Source organism: Flavobacteriales bacterium (assembly GCA_021296215.1).
GTDB lineage: Bacteria > Bacteroidota > Bacteroidia > Flavobacteriales > ECT2AJA-044 > ECT2AJA-044.
In genome coordinates this window covers 1-16524 of sequence record JAGWBA010000053.1, presented here as the reverse complement: position 1 = coordinate 16524, position 16524 = coordinate 1, and the positions used below count along the sequence as shown (strand labels likewise).

Annotated in this window: 15 protein-coding genes; 4 read left to right on the top strand and 11 right to left on the bottom strand. The window is 49.6% G+C overall.

The genetic code is table 11. The features are described from left to right. Positions 1–92 precede the first annotated feature (92 nt). From J4F31_09045 to J4F31_09005, 9 genes are all read right to left on the bottom strand, one after another. Positions 93–1139, bottom strand: a complete 1047-nt coding sequence (locus J4F31_09045) for an NERD domain-containing protein (protein MCE2496703.1) — start codon at positions 1137–1139, stop codon at positions 93–95. A gap of 98 nt (positions 1140–1237) precedes the next feature. Continuing rightward, the gene (locus J4F31_09040; protein ID MCE2496702.1) at positions 1238–2512 is read right to left on the bottom strand and encodes a toll/interleukin-1 receptor domain-containing protein; all 1275 of its coding nucleotides are present in this window, start codon (positions 2510–2512) and stop codon (positions 1238–1240) included. A 291-nt stretch (positions 2513–2803) separates the two neighbouring features. Then, entirely contained in the window at positions 2804–3259 is a 456-nt protein-coding gene (locus J4F31_09035) for a hypothetical protein (protein ID MCE2496701.1), read from the bottom strand. Continuing rightward, positions 3256–5043 (bottom strand): hypothetical protein, encoded by a 1788-nt coding sequence (locus J4F31_09030; GenBank protein ID MCE2496700.1) that lies wholly within the window; start codon positions 5041–5043, stop codon positions 3256–3258. Before J4F31_09030 ends, J4F31_09035 begins: the two co-directional genes overlap by 4 nt. Further along, positions 5040–5630, bottom strand: coding sequence for a hypothetical protein (locus tag J4F31_09025; protein ID MCE2496699.1), 591 nt, complete (start codon positions 5628–5630; stop codon positions 5040–5042). Before J4F31_09025 ends, J4F31_09030 begins: the two co-directional genes overlap by 4 nt. Next, positions 5630–6940 (bottom strand): V-type ATP synthase subunit B, encoded by a 1311-nt coding sequence (locus tag J4F31_09020; GenBank protein ID MCE2496698.1) that lies wholly within the window; start codon positions 6938–6940, stop codon positions 5630–5632. Before J4F31_09020 ends, J4F31_09025 begins: the two co-directional genes overlap by 1 nt. Positions 6941–6942: 2 nt before the next feature. Next, positions 6943–8706: a V-type ATP synthase subunit A gene (locus J4F31_09015; GenBank protein ID MCE2496697.1), complete on the bottom strand. Its 1764-nt coding sequence runs from the start codon at positions 8704–8706 to the stop codon at positions 6943–6945. Next, positions 8703–9494, bottom strand: a complete 792-nt coding sequence (locus tag J4F31_09010; GenBank protein MCE2496696.1) for a DUF2764 family protein — start codon at positions 9492–9494, stop codon at positions 8703–8705. The genes J4F31_09015 and J4F31_09010 overlap by 4 nt, the downstream gene beginning before the upstream one ends. Then, a complete protein-coding gene (locus tag J4F31_09005; GenBank protein ID MCE2496695.1) occupies positions 9491–10096 on the bottom strand; it encodes a hypothetical protein in 606 nt (201 codons plus the stop codon). The genes J4F31_09010 and J4F31_09005 overlap by 4 nt, the downstream gene beginning before the upstream one ends. Positions 10097–10183: 87 nt before the next feature. Here J4F31_09005 and J4F31_09000 point away from each other — a divergent pair, with 87 nt between their 5' ends. Continuing rightward, entirely contained in the window at positions 10184–10534 is a 351-nt protein-coding gene (locus J4F31_09000) for an MmcQ/YjbR family DNA-binding protein (GenBank protein MCE2496694.1), read from the top strand. A 203-nt stretch (positions 10535–10737) separates the two neighbouring features. On the opposite strand, the gene J4F31_08995 is transcribed toward J4F31_09000, so the two are convergent. Continuing rightward, positions 10738–11313, bottom strand: a complete 576-nt coding sequence (locus J4F31_08995) for a hypothetical protein (protein MCE2496693.1) — start codon at positions 11311–11313, stop codon at positions 10738–10740. 38 nt (positions 11314–11351) lie between these two features. On the opposite strand from J4F31_08995, the gene J4F31_08990 reads away from it, so the two are divergent. From J4F31_08990 to ispG, 3 genes are read left to right on the top strand one after another with little or no spacing between them, the layout of a single operon-like run. Next, the gene (locus tag J4F31_08990; protein ID MCE2496692.1) at positions 11352–11915 is read left to right on the top strand and encodes a DUF502 domain-containing protein; all 564 of its coding nucleotides are present in this window, start codon (positions 11352–11354) and stop codon (positions 11913–11915) included. Further along, a complete protein-coding gene (locus J4F31_08985) occupies positions 11912–13885 on the top strand; it encodes a T9SS type A sorting domain-containing protein (GenBank protein MCE2496691.1) in 1974 nt (657 codons plus the stop codon). The genes J4F31_08990 and J4F31_08985 overlap by 4 nt, the downstream gene beginning before the upstream one ends. A gap of 9 nt (positions 13886–13894) precedes the next feature. Next, a complete protein-coding gene (gene ispG, locus J4F31_08980) occupies positions 13895–15829 on the top strand; it encodes a (E)-4-hydroxy-3-methylbut-2-enyl-diphosphate synthase (protein ID MCE2496690.1) in 1935 nt (644 codons plus the stop codon). Between the two features lie 164 nt (positions 15830–15993). Here the strand turns inward: ispG and J4F31_08975 are convergent, their stop codons facing one another. Then, positions 15994–16206: a four helix bundle protein gene (locus J4F31_08975; GenBank protein MCE2496689.1), complete on the bottom strand. Its 213-nt coding sequence runs from the start codon at positions 16204–16206 to the stop codon at positions 15994–15996. Between the last annotated feature and the right edge of the window lie 318 nt (positions 16207–16524).

Here is a 16524-nt window from a genome sequence, read left to right as displayed (position 1 = left end):
TCCCGCTTACAAATCAATAAATCCAATTACGTACAATAAAGCGATTTAGGAGTTGGATTTTAGCTCAGTTCTTTGTTGGCTGTAGTTTATATTTATTTTAATTCAGTTACAATTCTATTAAATTGTTTATCTGTTAAAACAGGTTCAAAGTATTTTATATAATCATTTAATTCTCTCAGCAGTTTTACACTCACGTATTTAAATTGCCCTCTCGGTTTATTATTAATCATTACAATAAGATTACGAATCGGAACTCTTTGTTCTCCCCAATGATGGTCATATAAAGTTATATTTTCCGAAATGAATACATACAAAGCAAAATTAGACCTTTCAATTTGTTCGATTGGTGACCTTAGACTAAGAGAATTAACAGATGACTTACTCCAGTTTTTAGTTTCTATAATAAAAATGCCAGCTCTTGAAATTAAAAGATGGTCTATTTGGATGGAATAAATCCTCTCATTATACTTCTTGTAAAAAATTGGACGTGAAAATCTTAGGTTGAAATCATTAATTAGCACATAATCATCTGGAAGCTTTTTAATTTCTTTTACAACTAGATTTTCACCTATCGCTCCCGAAATTAGATTTCTAGAGCTTTCTAAAATATTTCGTGTGTCTTCTAATATTTCAATTTTATATTTTGCCCGATTATTAATTATTTTTTGTTTATCAATTTCGATCTCTTTTATGAAAAGTTCATCGTTTTCAATATTCCGATTAATAGTCTTTACTGATGAATTTATAAGTCTATTTTTATTCTTGACGTAGTAAGTTGATTGTTTTTTAAGAGAATATAATTTTACACTTGAAAGTATTTTTTTGAAGAAGTTATTGTTCTTGGTGTTTATGGAATCAATTTTTGTCTGTAACTCAGAAATTCGTTTATCAATTTTTTCTGTTTCTGAATTGACAATATCAGCCTTTTGTTGATTTTTTTGTTTTAGATTAGTGCATGTGTCGATGTATTCTCTTTCCAACTTTTTAGATTCACTATCGAGAATAGAGAGTTTTTCTGTATTATAATTTGATAAGAAATCATTAATTTCTTTCACTGAATTAAATCTGGAAATGCCATTATTATCTAATTCAGATTTTAAGGATTTTAGTGATTCTATAGTTCCGTATATTCTTGCCATTTACGAAATTTCTCAAATTACAGCCAACGTTCCGTGTATGGTGTCGTAGCAACCCGCAGGGTGCTATGCACTATACACATTGTTAGAGCCAGTTTATTTTAAAAGGGAAAATCATCTTCTTCTTTTGCAGGGTTGTTCTTAACGACTTCTAAAAGGATTGATTCAACATCCTCTGGCAAGTCCAATAATTCTTTACGAGCGGAATCAATTAAAGCCATCTCTTTTGGGTTACCACTACCTGTGAAATCTGAAACCTCTATAAGCGCTCGCATTTCAAATCTTTTCAATGCTTTCGAGTAGTTCTTAGATAGGACATTGTCTAGTTCATTAATGTCTTCCCAAGCCTCGATGTTTTCAATTTCATGAGGTTCTTGCCAACCAGTACCCAATTTAAACCGACCAGTTTCAATTATATAATAAACTAACAAGACTTCTTCTGTCTTAAGCTTACCAGCTCTTAAATCAGAAAATAGTCTTGATGAACTTTTTGATTTTCGTTGAGCAGTTTTTTCATTTTTTATCGGCTCGCTCTTTGCATTATTAGTCTCTGTTTTTTGAGTCTGGGCTTTTTGGGGAGGTTCAGTAATTGTGCTCTTTATTTTTGCCGCTTCTTCAGATTCAATTTCAGTTACCTTTTTAAGGAACTCTTTTATTTTTTGATTAACCAATACCATTCCAGGTAATATTTTGAAAGTCACTTTTAATGATTCAACAAACTCTGTTAATCTCTCTTCATTGTTAATGCGAAATCCAATTTTTCTAGGATCCAATGCTCCATTTTGAAACTCATAACTCTTTAAATCAAAATTAGGAGTAAACAACATTGTGTGTTGGTTTTCTACCACCCAAGCGGCTCCCATTTCGTTTAAACATGCGATGCTGTCATAATACTCCTTTGATAAAAGATAAATGACATGAGGTTTCTCGTTGATACGATTTTTTAACCAATCGAAAATGTTTTCACCTATTGGAATTCCATAGGCTGTGTTACTTGTAAACACAATTTTGTTATTTGCAATACCTACCCCAGTAAGAAGTTCTACTAGTGCATTTCCATAATCAGAATTTTTTGAGGCATGTGAGATGAAAATTTGCCTTTCACCACTTTCTTTAGAATTATTCGAATTCTTTTTCTCCGATTTTGACAAATCATTTGCTTCTTCCCAAGCTTCGAAACCTCCGAGTTCTACAGCTTCGTAGCCTTCTCTTGTTAGTTTCCAAGAATGCTGATTCTGTCTTTCAATTAAGTTATATGCTGCAAGTTTAGCTTTTGCGTCAAACACAATTCCGGGGTCATCCTTTGAAAGTGAAATCCATCTTTTCTTATGAATTTCGAATAGCATTTCATCAATTTTCTTGGTTAGTTCACTCATTTTAATGTATTGGCTCTAACTTGTTATAAGCCTAATTTATTAAACTATATCCGTTTTAGAAGCCGGAAGTATCTAGGGTTATGCAGTATCAATATAGCGGATAACCCAAGAGGGCTTGCTAATGCGTTTCCGGGATACATCGGGCTTATTCTATACCCAAGGGCCGGATAATCGTAGCTCTGTTGGCGTTAGCCCGGCATTTTTCGTATAACCCATGGTTCGAGTGCTCCTTTATCTGCACCGCTTAATGCTCTAAATATTGGTAGCTCCTTTATCGGTGTACCGCCAAAATCAGAGCCCCGCCGCGATCAGGAACGTAGCGGCAAAAGCTACAATGGCGTACAATTCGGGAAATACCGCCAGCACCATGGTTTTACCGAATACATCGTATCCCGAGCCGATGCCTTCGATGCCGTGGGCGCTGACTTCACCTTGTTTCATGCCGGAAATGAGTCCGACCAACCCAAGTGCAAGCCCCGCCGCGAAGACCATGCCCCCTTGGGTGATGGTGAGTTCAGCGATTTCGGTCAATTTGCCGTTGATGATAAAGAATCCGGCGAAGCCGTAAAGCCCTTGTGTGCCGGGGAGGGCACTGAGCAGCATATAACTACCGAAGGCTTCTTCATTCTTTTTGAGTGCGCCGAGGGTGGCTTTTCCGCCGATCGATACGCCGATGGCCGAGCCAACGCCCGCGAGTCCGATCATTAATCCGATGCCTATATAGGCGAGTACTACTGCTGTGGTCATGATGATTTTTCGGTTTTAAGGTTCTTCAATGGGTTATAGGCCTCACCACCTCCGGAGAAGCCCGCATTTTTGTAAAATTCGACGAAGGTCAAGCGCATGGGGTGCACAAAAGCGCCCAATGTCGCAATGAAAATGTTGAGGCCGTGCCCTACGATGAGCATGACGACAAAGAATATAGGTCCGGCCACGGGATGGCTCCCTAAGATCGATAAGGCAATGTCGTTCACCACGAATCCGAGTATTGAACCCGCCAAGCCCAGCGCAAACAGCCTGATATAGCTCAACAGATCACCAAAGAATCCAGTGATGCCGTAGAGGTCCCACAGTCCTTTTCCGAGCCGGGTAAATACCCCGCCTTTAGGGTCGCTGAAGATCACGATGAGGCCGACTCCGGTCCAGCTGAGGATGGTCTGCACGAGGTCGAACGTCCCGAGGTAGCCCCACCCGAGGCCGGTGAGGAGTAGCATCCACCCGAAGGGTGAAAAGGCATAGGCAAATCCGAATTGGCGCCATTGGTTAATGATCTTGAGGATGAGGCCAAAGAAGATTTGCAAGGCACCGATGATGAGTGCGGCGGTGAAGAGTGCGTCGGCGTTGAGCATGATGGGGCGCAGGGCGATGAGGCCCGGTACATCGGTATCGAAGAGGTTGATGCCGAAGAAAGTCCCGGCGATGATTCCGACCGGAAAGGCCACGGCTTCCAATGCAAGAGCGAGGGCCCACACGCCTTTGTAAGCGGGGGGTATTTTTTTGCGAATAGCCAGCAATACAAGAAACAAAAGGAGCCCGTAGCCGCCATCGCCCAAGCAGAAACCAAAGAAAAGCAGGAAGAAGGGCGCAAAGAAGGGCGTGAGGTCGAGCTCGTGGTAATCGGGCAGGGCAAAGAGTCCGGTGATGGGTTCGAACCACCGTCCGAGTTTTTTATTCTCGAGTTTTACGGGTGGGGCATCGCTGGGCTCGGGCTTGGTGCGTTCGTAATAGTAATCGGCAGCGTCGAGAGCCGCTTCGAGCACCTCGGCCTTTTTGGCCGGAATCCAACCTTTGAGCATCAGGACTTTGCCGAAACCCATGTGTACGAGTTGATCCTTGGCGTTGACCTCTTGAAGTTGGTCTTTTGCCTCGAGATCTTTCCGATCAAGGTGTTCGCGAATGGCGTTTTGCTGGTCAAAAAGGGATTGGCGAAGCATATCGCGCCGCAGGCGCAGATCATTCAATTGATGGGAGACCTCGACTGAGGAACGCTCGGGAAATTCTTCGCGCTGGGCTTTAATGCCCGGGGGGCTCGGGTGATCGCTTGCGACGATGAAGAAGCATTTACGCCCGGTTTCGAAGAGCTGCTCAACGGCGTATTTATTGGACCACTCGGACTTCATTTTTCCGATGCCCGTAGAGAAAAGGTGGAGGTAGAGACCGTGTTCGCGCAAGGCGGCGATCTTTTGGGCGTCGTAGCTTCCGAAGTGGCGCACGTGGAATTCCTCTTCTTCGAGGCGGGGAATCACCTTGACCAGCTGCTTGAGCTCTTCGAGGTATTCGACGAGCAGCTGGATATCAAAATTGGGCAGTGCCGAGGAGTGCTTCAGGGGTTCCTTAGGGACGAGTCGCTCGAACCGATTGCGCTCTTGTTTGAGGTGGAGCTTTACGCTTTTGAGCCGGGCCAAGTGGCCCTCGGGGTCGTGCTTGAGTTTTTTGATGTGCACCACACCCAGGTGCTTCAGCATAGCAAGCAAATGCTCCGCGTCGCGATGAAAGGCTAGGGTTTCATATTTGAGCATCGGTGCGATCATGCTTCCACTTTTCGCGATTTGACGATCTTTTGTGCGGCTTTCGACAGGTTCTCTTTATCCTCCAAAAAGCGTTTGATCTTTTTGATGGCGTCGCGCAGTTCGGGGATTTGCACCTTCTCATACAAGTTCACCTTTTGCGTGGTACGCTTGCGTTCGCGCTCGAGGATGGCGAGTTGACGTTTGGCCAGTTCGAGTTTTACGGTCTCCACGGCTTCGCGCTCGAGGTAGGCATAGACATCCGGATACCAGTGTGGTGCTTCGTGCCAAAGAATTTCTAAAAACTTGAGTTGAACGTCGCGGAAGACCGGTATGGCCACACCGGCGATCTTGCGCATTTCAATGTCGACCGTATCGATCGCTACTCGTTCAATGGGGAATCGACCAATGAGTTCGAGAAGCTCGGTTCCTTCGTCGCGAACGCCTTGGTGTTCCGATTCGGCGGATTTAAGCTGGGCTTTGTGCTTAATAACCTCGGCTCGTAGGGCACTCTCTTTATTCTTCAGTATGGGCAAAGCCCCTTCGCGCACCTTGAGCTGCTTGCCCAGGTCGTTCAGAGAGGTCTTGTTGTACTGAAATTGAAATGCCATTAGCCCTTGTAGTATTTTTCGGTGAATTCAGCTTTGATTCCGAGCTCTTCGACGTTAAAGTACTTGCTGAAAAGCTCCCACGTTTTGTCGAGCATGGATTCAGTGGTCAACTGCACATCAATGCTCAAGATCAATTTCGAGTACTCCCGGGCGAAGTTGAGTGTCCGCTGGTCGTAATCGGTGAGGTCGAACCCGTTTTCGAGTTTGGTACGGGCGTTGGCGGCATCGGCGTAGAGTCGGACCGCGGCGTTCATCACCTGCGGGTGGTCTGATCTGGTTTGCTTACCGATCACCAATTGTTTGAGTCGGCTCAAACTGCGGAACGGGTCTACAATGACCTTGCCCACTTCCACATCCTTCCGCAGGAAGAGCTGCCCTTCCGTAATATAACCGGTATTGTCGGGGATGGCGTGGGTGATGTCGCCCTCGCTGAGTGTGGTCACCGCGACGATGGTGATGGAGCCGCCTTCCGGAAATTGAGCCGCCTTTTCGTACAAACGGGCGAGGTCCGAGTACAGTGACCCGGGCATGGAGTCCTTTGATGGAATCTGGTCCATCCGGTTACTCACGATACTCAGTGCATCGGCGTACAGGGTCATGTCGGTCAACAGTACAAGAACATTCTCGTTTTTTTCAACGGCGAAATACTCGGCGGCGCTGAGGGCCATATCGGGCACCAGCAGTCGCTCGAGGGGCGGGTTCTCGGTCGTGTTCACGAAGCTCACGATCTTGTCGAGCACGCCTTCTTCCTCGAAGAGTTGTTTAAAGTAAAGGTAGTCGTCGTTGGTGAGGCCCATTCCGCCCAAGATGATCTTGTCGGCCTCGGCCCTTAGGGCCACTGTGGCCATCACTTCATTGTACGGCTGGTCGCTGTTGGCGAAAAAAGGGATCTTTTGTCCGGCCACCAAGGTGTTATTGAGGTCGATCCCCGCGATCCCCGTGGCGATCAATTGAAAAGGCTGCTGGCGTCGGACTGGATTTATCGTAGGTCCACCGATCTCGATCTCCCGGCCCATGAGCTCAGGTCCATCGTCGATGGGTTCGCCGTATCCGTTAAAGAACCGACCGATGAGGTCGTCGCCTACTTTTAGGGTGGGTGCCTTGCCCAAAAAAACCGTCTCGGCATCGGTAAACAAACCCTCGGTTCCGCCGAACACCTGCAGGGTAACTTCGCGGTCGATGATCTTGACCACCTGTGCGAGTCGCCCACCCACCAAGGCCAGTTCTTCGTTCCCCACACCATCGGCCTCCAAGGTACAGATGGCCTTGGTCATATTTTTAATAGCGGTATAGTGCTTCGGTAGTTCCATGATCAGGCATTTACGGTTTCGGCGCGTTCGCGAACAGTGGTCTCCATGGCCGCTTTGCGCTCGTTATATTCCTGTGATTCGTAGGCCGTGTAGTTGAGTTGCCTTCCGTCGTTGATCAGCTTTTTAAAAAAGCCCGAAACTTCTTCGAAGTGCTCAAAGGGGAAGTCGCGCCGACAAATATCGAGCACGAGGTCCACCATTTCCATTTGTCGCGCCATGGGCGTCATGGCATCGATATCGTCGAAGGCATCTTGCTGCAGCATTACGAAATCGATCAGCTCGGCGCGCCAAAAATGAACGTGGTATTCGAGCGGCACGCCATCGTCTCCCAGAATATTGATTTGGTCGTTCGATTCACCACCGCGTTGCAGTAGGTTCTTCATTTCCTGAACGGCGTCTGTATAGTGCTCTGAGATATGCTCTTGGGCATAGCGCTGGAACTCGGGATATTCGAGGTATTTCGAATAGCTCATGATGGGGTCGATAGCCGGATAGCGTTTTCCATCGGCCCGCTTTTGCGCCAGCGCGTAAAAACAACGCGTGGCCTTTTTGGTGGACTCCGTCACGGGCTCTTTGAGGTTACCTCCGGCCGGCGATACGGTTCCAATAAAGGTGATGGATCCGTACTCGCCGTTGTGCAGTTGAACGCGACCCGCCCGGGCGTAAAAGTTCGAGATGATCGCCGAGAGGTCCATCGGAAAAGCATCGGGGCCCGGCAGGTCCTCCAAGCGGTTACTCATTTCGCGCAGGGCCTGTGCCCATCGACTAGTCGAGTCGGCCAGCAGCAGTACCTTCATCCCCATTTGGCGGTAGTATTCGCCCAGCGTCATGGCCGTATAAACCGAAGCCTCGCGCGCCGCAACCGGCATGTTCGATGTGTTGGCGATGATGATGGTGCGGTCCATCAGTTTTTTGCCTGTGCGTGGATCGTCGAGCTCCGGAAACTCCTTAAAGATCTCGACCACCTCGTTCGCTCGCTCGCCACAGGCCGCCACGATCACCACATCGGCCTGCGCCTGCTTCGAAATAGCGTGCTGCAACACGGTCTTGCCCGAACCGAACGGGCCCGGAATAAAACCGATCCCACCCTCGAGCATGGGATTCAAGCTATCAATGGTGCGCACACCGGTCTCGAGTAATCGACTCGGTCGTGGCTTATCCTTGAAGCGCTGTAACGGCACCTTTACCGACCAGGTCTGGATCATATTCACCTCGCGCTCTTCGCCCTCGCGCTCCAGCACGGCCACCGTGTCCTCGCCGGTATAACTTCCCTGGGCCGCCACGCTTTTTACCGTCCATTCGCCCTCGAGCGTAAACGGCGCCATGATCTTGTGCGCCAAACCGTTTTCATCGACTTCGCCCAGCCAGCTTCCGGCAACCACTTTTTGGGCGGCCTCAACGGCCGGATGAAAATCCCAATGCGCTGCCGGATCAAAGGCCCTGGACCTTGAACCGCGGTCCAGGAACAAGCCCTCGATCTCTTCGAGGTCGTTCTGCAATCCATCGTAGTTCTTCGACAGCATTCCAGGACCCAGGGTCACCTCGAGCATGGCGCCGGTGAAGGTCACCTCGGTACCCACACGCAATCCGCGCGTGCTATCGAACACCTGCACATAAGCCGTTTTTCCTTTGATCTTGATGACCTCGCCCATGAGCTCGGCGCCCTTGAGGGCAATGCTGCAGATCTCGTTTTGACCAACGGCATTATCGGCCTCTACCATCAGTAGGTTGGCGATGATTCCTTTAATGATTCCGCGCGTTTTCATAAAGTGCTCGGTATTTGATTCACAATGAGTTCTTCGAATTCGCGGACGTATTCAACACCTCGCTCGGCATCGTTTTGTGCCCACTTGGCGAGGTCCAGATACTTCATCAGCCACGTAAACAAACCCTTCATCCCGAAGGGATCGAAAAAAGCCATGTAGTCCAAGAAGTTCCACTTGACCTCGAGCATCTTTTGCTCGCGTTCAAAGGGGTCGGGTTCCTCAAAAAAACTGAGCAACTGGGCCAGTTGCGGGTACTCGGCCTGGATGTCGGCGATCACGAGTTTGTCGTAGCTAAACCGATCGAAATGTCCGCCAGAAAGGTAATGCACCCCGACCTTGGCTTCGATCTTGCGCTCCAAGTAGCCCTTAAAAAAATTCTTGAGGGTTTTATCGGCTACCAGAAAGGCATCGAGCTCGCCGCCCGACAATTCGCTCATGACCCGGTAATAGGTTTCCCAATGATCCTGGATCCGCTGAATATCGCTCTTGCGCTCACCCAATGCGGTCGGAGCCTCCTCGCTAAACGGCGTTCCTGGGGCTCGGTCCTTCTCGAACCACTTGGCGATCTCTTCGCGATCCATATTTCCGCCTTCTATCCACCAGTCCTTCTCCTGCACATGAGCGTTGTAGTTCGTCAAATCCCACTGGAAAAAGAAATGGCGCACGACCTCCGCGTCGCGCCCCTCGGTATACTGATCGAGCAGCGTCCTCAGCTCAGCTGCGGACGGATCCGCAGCGCCTTGAATTTTGAGGGTCGGAAGCCCGCTTATTAGGCCGTAGTACTTCATTCTTCGAGCAAATTCCGGGTTTCAAACTTCAGGAACTGGCTCAGAAATTCGACAAAAGTAGCTTCGTCAAAAACGATCTTATACGCCCCGTCCTCCTCCCGAATAACGAATCCGCCCGCATGTTCACCACCGCCCTGTAGGGTCACACCCTCGGTGAGTATATTGTGTTCTGCGGCCTCAACGGCCGAATGGATAAGTCGGTGCATTTCGTCCGACACTTCGAGCTGCCAGCCGCCGCTTCCGTCGCGGGTGAGCGCTCCGGCTGCTGCCTTGAGAATCTCGCTCATCACCTTCGGATCGCGCAAGCTCTCTTGGGCCGGACGCCGAATCGCCTTTTCGACCAGCATTTCGTGAAGCTGTTTCTTGATCGCATTGGCCGTTTTACGAGTGCTCATGCGGATCTCGGCCAGAACTTTCTTTCGGTAGTTCTCCATTTCCGATTCCGTTTTTTCGATCAGCGCTACGCGTTCCCTTTCGGCGTTGGAGCGAATCTCTGAGGCCCCTTGCCTGGCTTGCTCGAGCAATCGATCGCTCTCTTTCTGCGCCTTCTCAATACCCTCGTGGTAAATCTTGTCGGTAAGTACTTTCAGTCTGTCACTCATGAGAAAATGTCTTTCTTAGACGAAGAAACCCCAATTTCTTCAGAAAAAAAATGAATTTTGTTAGATCGAGGTTAAAAAATACGAGATATGCATTACGAAAAGTTACGAGAAGCGTGTTTGTCCTTGCCCCATGTTACGGAAGATTTCCCCTTTGACCAACACACGCTGGTCATGCGTGTCGGCAACAAGATATTCGCCTTTCTACCGCTCGAGAAAACCCCGGCGCAGATCTCGCTGAAAATGACCCCGGAAAATGTACTCGAAACTCGCGCACAGTACCCTGCCGTTGAGCCGGGCTGGCATTTGAACAAGAAATTCTGGAATCAGGTCATCATGGACGGGTCCATCGACCCGGAGATCATCGGCGGATGGATCAAAGATTCCTACGGCCTCATTTTCGCCAGCCTGCCCAAGAAGGTGCAGGCCGAACTCCAATAAAAACCCCCGCTCAATGGCGGGGTTTTAACAGATTCGTTGGTGTCATTACTCTACGCGCTCCCAGATCGCCTCGGTTTCACTTTCAGTGATCTCGTCCATCATTTCCATGCCCATTTCCCAGGCATCGTCACCGTACATTTCGTCGAAGGCTTCTTCGATATCCCAGTCGTCCATGTCGAACCATGCGTACTTATCGAATGGTATTACCAGCGCAACTTCTCGTCCCGAGCCGGTAAATGAACCCGACCAGCCCGCGAATTCTTTTTCTTCTGCCTTATGCAGGTCACCGATTTCATGAAGGCATCGAATTGATCGCGCTTGCCGTCCTGTATGTCCATGATCCAAACGATTTGCTTGGCGTTGGATTTTCCATCGGAATACGACCATGCATCTTTATAGACCCGGTTCTCTACGTGTCCATATTGAGCAACGTGTGGGGCTACTGATTTGGCCCAGTCTTCCATATGCGCTCCTTCTCCGGGCGCGTCATCGAGGTCCGAAAATATCATCGGCCCCATGCCCCATACGAACCATCCCGCATTTTCCCCGGTGCGGATGTACCACAGAAAACCGGTGTATGGTGCTTCGGTATGATACTTGGCATTGTGTTTTTTAACCGCTTCAATAAAGACCTTCTCGCTGCCGATTTTCGGCCTAATGTAGTTGAGCTCGACCATCATGTACTTGAGTTCGTCACTTTCGCCATCGTCGTCATCTTCCTGTGCCCACATGAACAACGGGGCGAGAAATAGAAATAATAAAGCAATAACTTTTTTCAAAATAAATAGGGTTTGGGTTAATTGGTTATCTTAGTGCTGTGAAGTCACTAGCCAATTATTTTCTGCAGGGTCTGCTGTACCTTGTTCCGATCGGAGTCACCATTTATGTGCTCTACCAAAGTTTTGTGGTACTCGATGGCTGGTTGCCCTTTGAGTATCCGGGTCTTGGGATCCTTTCGCTGTTGGTGGTGGTTACCTTGATCGGCTGGATCGGCTCGTACTTGATCACCCTTCCGGTGGTCTCCTTTCTCGAGAATTTTTTCACCAAGGCGCCCTTGGTGAAGCTCATTTACACTTCCATGAAAGACATGGTTCAAGGCTTGGTGGGGTCCAAAAGGGCGTTTAACAGACCGGTCAGAATAAAACTTTACGAGAACTCCTCTATTGAGCGTCTCGGCTTTGTTACCGAAGACGACTTGAATCGAATAGGGGTCGATAACGACCTTATTGCCGTCTACGTACCCCACAGTTATGCGATCAGCGGCCAGCTCTTTCTCGTGCCGGCCTCCTATATTAAAAAGGTCGACGCGAACTCCACCGATATCATGAAATTCATTGTTTCCGGTGGCGTCACCGAAGTAGAATCAAAAAAAGAAGAATGATCAATCGTTTACTCTCCCTTGTCTTTATCGTTTTAGTTGTCGTTCCTGCCGTTGAGGCAGCCCCCGGCGATACCACGCTTATTACCGCACATCAGGCCGTCGACATGACCTGGTATGGAGATTACGACGAGTGGGTCGAGTTTCCGACCGGTAATTCCTACGGAAAGGTCGTGATGGAATACGAAATGGGCTGTGCCAGCGGTGGCTGTTCCGATTGGGATTATACCACTCAAATCCAAGCGCAATTACCCACCGGTATTTTCGACTCTACCGTGGCCAGCATCGATACGGTCGGTGGAGTCATCGATACTACCTGGAACGTGTTCGAGCTGTTCGATTCGTACGAGCTGGGCAGGGCCATTACGCCGTACGGCGGGTACATGGCGAATGGCCAGCAGGGCTACAACAACAACTGGAGTCATCGCTTTTACTACGATGTTACGGACTATCAGACCTTGCTGCACGATTCGGTCCGCATACGAGCCCATTACAGCGGGTGGTCGAGCGGGTTTTCGGTCACGGTGAAGTTCTACCTGATCGAGGGGGCTCCCCCGCGCGATGTGCTCTCGGTGACGAATTTGGTCAACAGGAGCTTTGGATATCAAAATCAACTCGCGGTGGATACGCTGTACCTGACCCCGCACGATATTGCTATGGATCCGAACATGCAAAGTGCGGCCATGCGGGTGATCACTAGCGGACACGGATTCAACAATAGTGTGTACTGTGCCGAATTCTGCGAGCGGAACTACTACGTGTATGTCGACGGAACCCAGCATGTGGTGCAGTCGATGTGGCGCGATGACTGTGGACTCAATCCCATTTATCCGCAAGGGGGAACCTGGCTGTACGATCGAGCCAATTGGTGTCCTGGAACCAAGGCGACGGGTTATTGGCACGAGTTGACACCTCATGTGACACCAAGTCAAACACACGAAGTGGATTTGGGCATTCAAAACTACAGCTGGACCGGTGCGCAGACGCCGAGCTATACCTTTAGCGCCATACTGTTTCAATACGGGGCGCACAATCGCACCTTGGACGCCGCCATTGAAGAGGTATTGGCGCCGAGCCGTCACGAAGAATTCCGACGAATGAATCCCGTTTGTGGCGATGCAATGATCGAACTTAAAAACTACGGAACCACACCCCTCACCAGCGTACAATTCAATTTTGCCGGTGGAGGCGGTATCCACACCCAAACGTGGACCGGTAACCTAGCCTACGGCGAAAGCGCCATAGTAGAGTTGGGCATTGAGTATACCGGCACGCTGTATCCCTCGTCCTTTTTTGTGGAGATCGTCGACGTGAACGGTCAAGGATTAGACGGAACACCCTGGAACGATCGCCAGGAGCGCAGTATTGATATTGTACCGGACCACACCGGTGACATCTACTTGGAACTGCGCACGAATTTAACAGGCTATCAGACCAGCTGGACCATAGAAGACGTTTATGGCACCGTGTTGTACTCGGGCAACAACCTGTTGAGCAACACGCTTTATCGCGACACGTTTGACCTGACTCCGGGCTGTTATCACTTTAGACTGAACGACAGCGGAAAAAACGGACTGAGTTGGTGGGCCGATAACGAAGGCTCGGGCTATTGCCGTCTGCGATCGTTGGAGGGGGATATATTGAAGGTATTCAAGCCCGATTTTGGAACGCGGCACGATTATGAGTTTACCGTAAGTTCGGGCTTTAGCGTAGCCGAAGAACAATCGATGTGGTTGCAGGTTTATCCAAATCCAACCGCGGATGTGTTTTGGGTCGATTACGCCCTTCCGCGGGCCGATAGGGTCTCCATGAAGATCACCGACCTCCAGGGGCGAGTGGTTGCGGAGGAAACGGTCGAACCTCGCCTGGAGTACCGATGGGAGGTCGACTTGGCGCATCAGCCCGCAGGGCTATATCTACTTCAAGTGACTTCCGGACAGGAGGTTCGCACCGAGAAGATCGTGGTTCAATAAAATTTGTCAATGACACCAGAGGCGTATCGCTATTGTGAGAACTTGTTCGAGTACAAGCGATTCAAAACTCGTGAAGTAAAGATCGGTGAAGTCGGGTTTGGGGGCGATAACCCCATTCGTTTGCAGTCGATGACCACCACCGATACCATGGACACCGAAGGAACGGTGGAGCAGTCGATCCGCATGATCGATGCCGGCTGTGAGCTGGTGCGCATTACGGCACCCGGTAAGCGCGATGCCGAGAATTTACGGCCCATCAAAGAGCAGCTGCGCGAGCGCGGATACACGACGCCGTTAGTGGCCGATATTCATTTTACGCCCAATGCGGCGGAGATCGCGGCCGGAATCGTTGAAAAAGTGCGGGTAAACCCCGGGAACTACGCCGATAAGAAGAAATTTGAGGAGATCGAATACACCGATGAAAGCTACGCAGCCGAACTCGAGCGTATTCGCAAGCGCTTTGAGCCTTTGGTAAAGCTGTGCAAAGAACACGGTACGGCTATGCGCATCGGAACTAACCACGGTTCGCTGAGCGACCGCATTTTGAGTCGCTATGGCGATACGCCAAAAGGCATGGTCGAGTCGGCTATGGAGTTCTTGCGTATTTGCCGCGATCACGAATACCACGACATCGTGCTTAGCATGAAAACGAGTAATCCGCAGGTGATGGTGCAGGCCTACCGCTTGCTCATGCACTACTTCTACAACGAGGGCATGGATTATCCGCTGCATCTCGGTGTTACGGAAGCCGGCGAAGGTGAGGACGGACGCATCAAATCGGCCGTAGGTATCGGCACCCTGCTCGAAGATGGCTTGGGCGATACCATTCGCGTATCGCTGACCGAAGAGCCCGAGGAAGAAATTCCCGTAGCGCGCCGATTGGCCCAACGCTACAACGATAGAGCCGTTCACGAACCTATTGCGCCGTTGAGCGATATTCCTTTTAATCCTTTCGAGTACGAACGCCGTAAAACTCATGCGGTAGGCAATATCGGCGATCACCATGCGCCGGTGGTGTTCGCGGACTTCAGCGAGCGGGAAAAAATTACCGAGGCGACCTTGTTCCCGGGCGGATACACCTACAGCGTGCCGCTCGATAAATGGAACATGGCCGATCAGGCCTGCGATTTTGCCTACGTAGGCGAGTGCGAAGTCGATTTTGAAATTCCCGGAACACTGGGTATCGTGCAGAACGCGCAGTTCTGGCAGATGCGCCCCCGCCACTACGCGCTCTTGACCCCCGAGCAGTATTTGAGCGACCACCCACGCAGTCCGGAAATGAACTTCGTGCGCGCAACGTTGAACGACTTATTCAATGAAGAGCTGATTATGGCCCTACGGGCCGATGCGCACTGTGTCCTCGTGCTCGAGACTTCGAACCGGCATGGCATGGCCGAGCAAAGGAGGGCTTTCTTTGAATTGATGAACCGCCAGGTCGATGTTCCTGTAGTGATCCAACGTGCCTATCGCGCCGTAGGCGTAGAAGATTTTCAGTTGTTTTCGGCTACCGACCTCGGAGCGCTGCTCGTGGACGGCATGGGCGATGGGGTGTGGGTCGAAACCGACGCCCGTCTATCGGCGAAAATGGTGAACGCCACGCTGTTCGGTATTCTACAGGCCACGCGTACGCGCATCAGTAAAACGGAGTACATCAGCTGTCCTAGTTGCGGCCGCACGCTGTTCGATTTGCAAGAAACCACCGCGAAGATACGCGCCCGTACCGATCACTTGAAAGGCGTTAAGATCGGCATCATGGGCTGCATCGTGAATGGCCCAGGCGAAATGGCCGATGCCGACTACGGCTACGTTGGAACGGGTCCCGGCAAGATCACCCTGTACAAAGAAAAGGAGGTCGTGAAGCGCAACATTCCTGCAGAGTGCGCCCTGGATGAGCTCGAGGAGTTGATCAAGGAGCATGGCGATTGGGTGGAACAAAGTTCTTAGGTCTTAGGGTTAAGGTCTCAGTTAGGGTTCCTTGTTGAAAGACCTTTTTCCGACCGTTTTAACAATTGCGGCAAGTATTCGGCATAATTCGGAACATCGATCGTGAAGATCGTCAAGGGATTCGCTGTGCAAATCCAGAATGGTTATGATGGGAATATTTCGATTCAATAAAGGGATTCTCTCGCCTCTTTTGAAGCAATCGCCATTTTGTTGGCAAAGTCTTTTCTGCTTACCGTAGCGGATGCTTCTCGGATATTTGCACCTATACTTGTGGCGGACCTGAAGAATTGATCGGCTACAACGAATTGCCATTTCCGCTTTGCTGAAGCGTATAATATAGTTGCTCGGACGGCGAATGTAAAGGCCTTTTCGCCCACTTTACTTTTAGCCATGAATCAAACTGCCCCATTCCAGAGTTACCTGCAAGAGCGGTCACCTGCTTCTAATTAAAAAAAAGCACTTATTTACCATATTTAGAAGCATCATACAGAGACAGTAGCACACCTAGAAAAGCAATAAGCACAAGTATAGTACCATAACCATTGATAGTGTTAATTATTCTGTTATTATATCCTTTCTCTAGAGACCTCACCTTCTCAGGCTTGTTTTTACTGAAGGCTGTAATACTCCCCATATTTCAGACCAACAATGCGGTTTTGTTAGTTAATAATTGGGTTTGATTAAAGATAGATTCT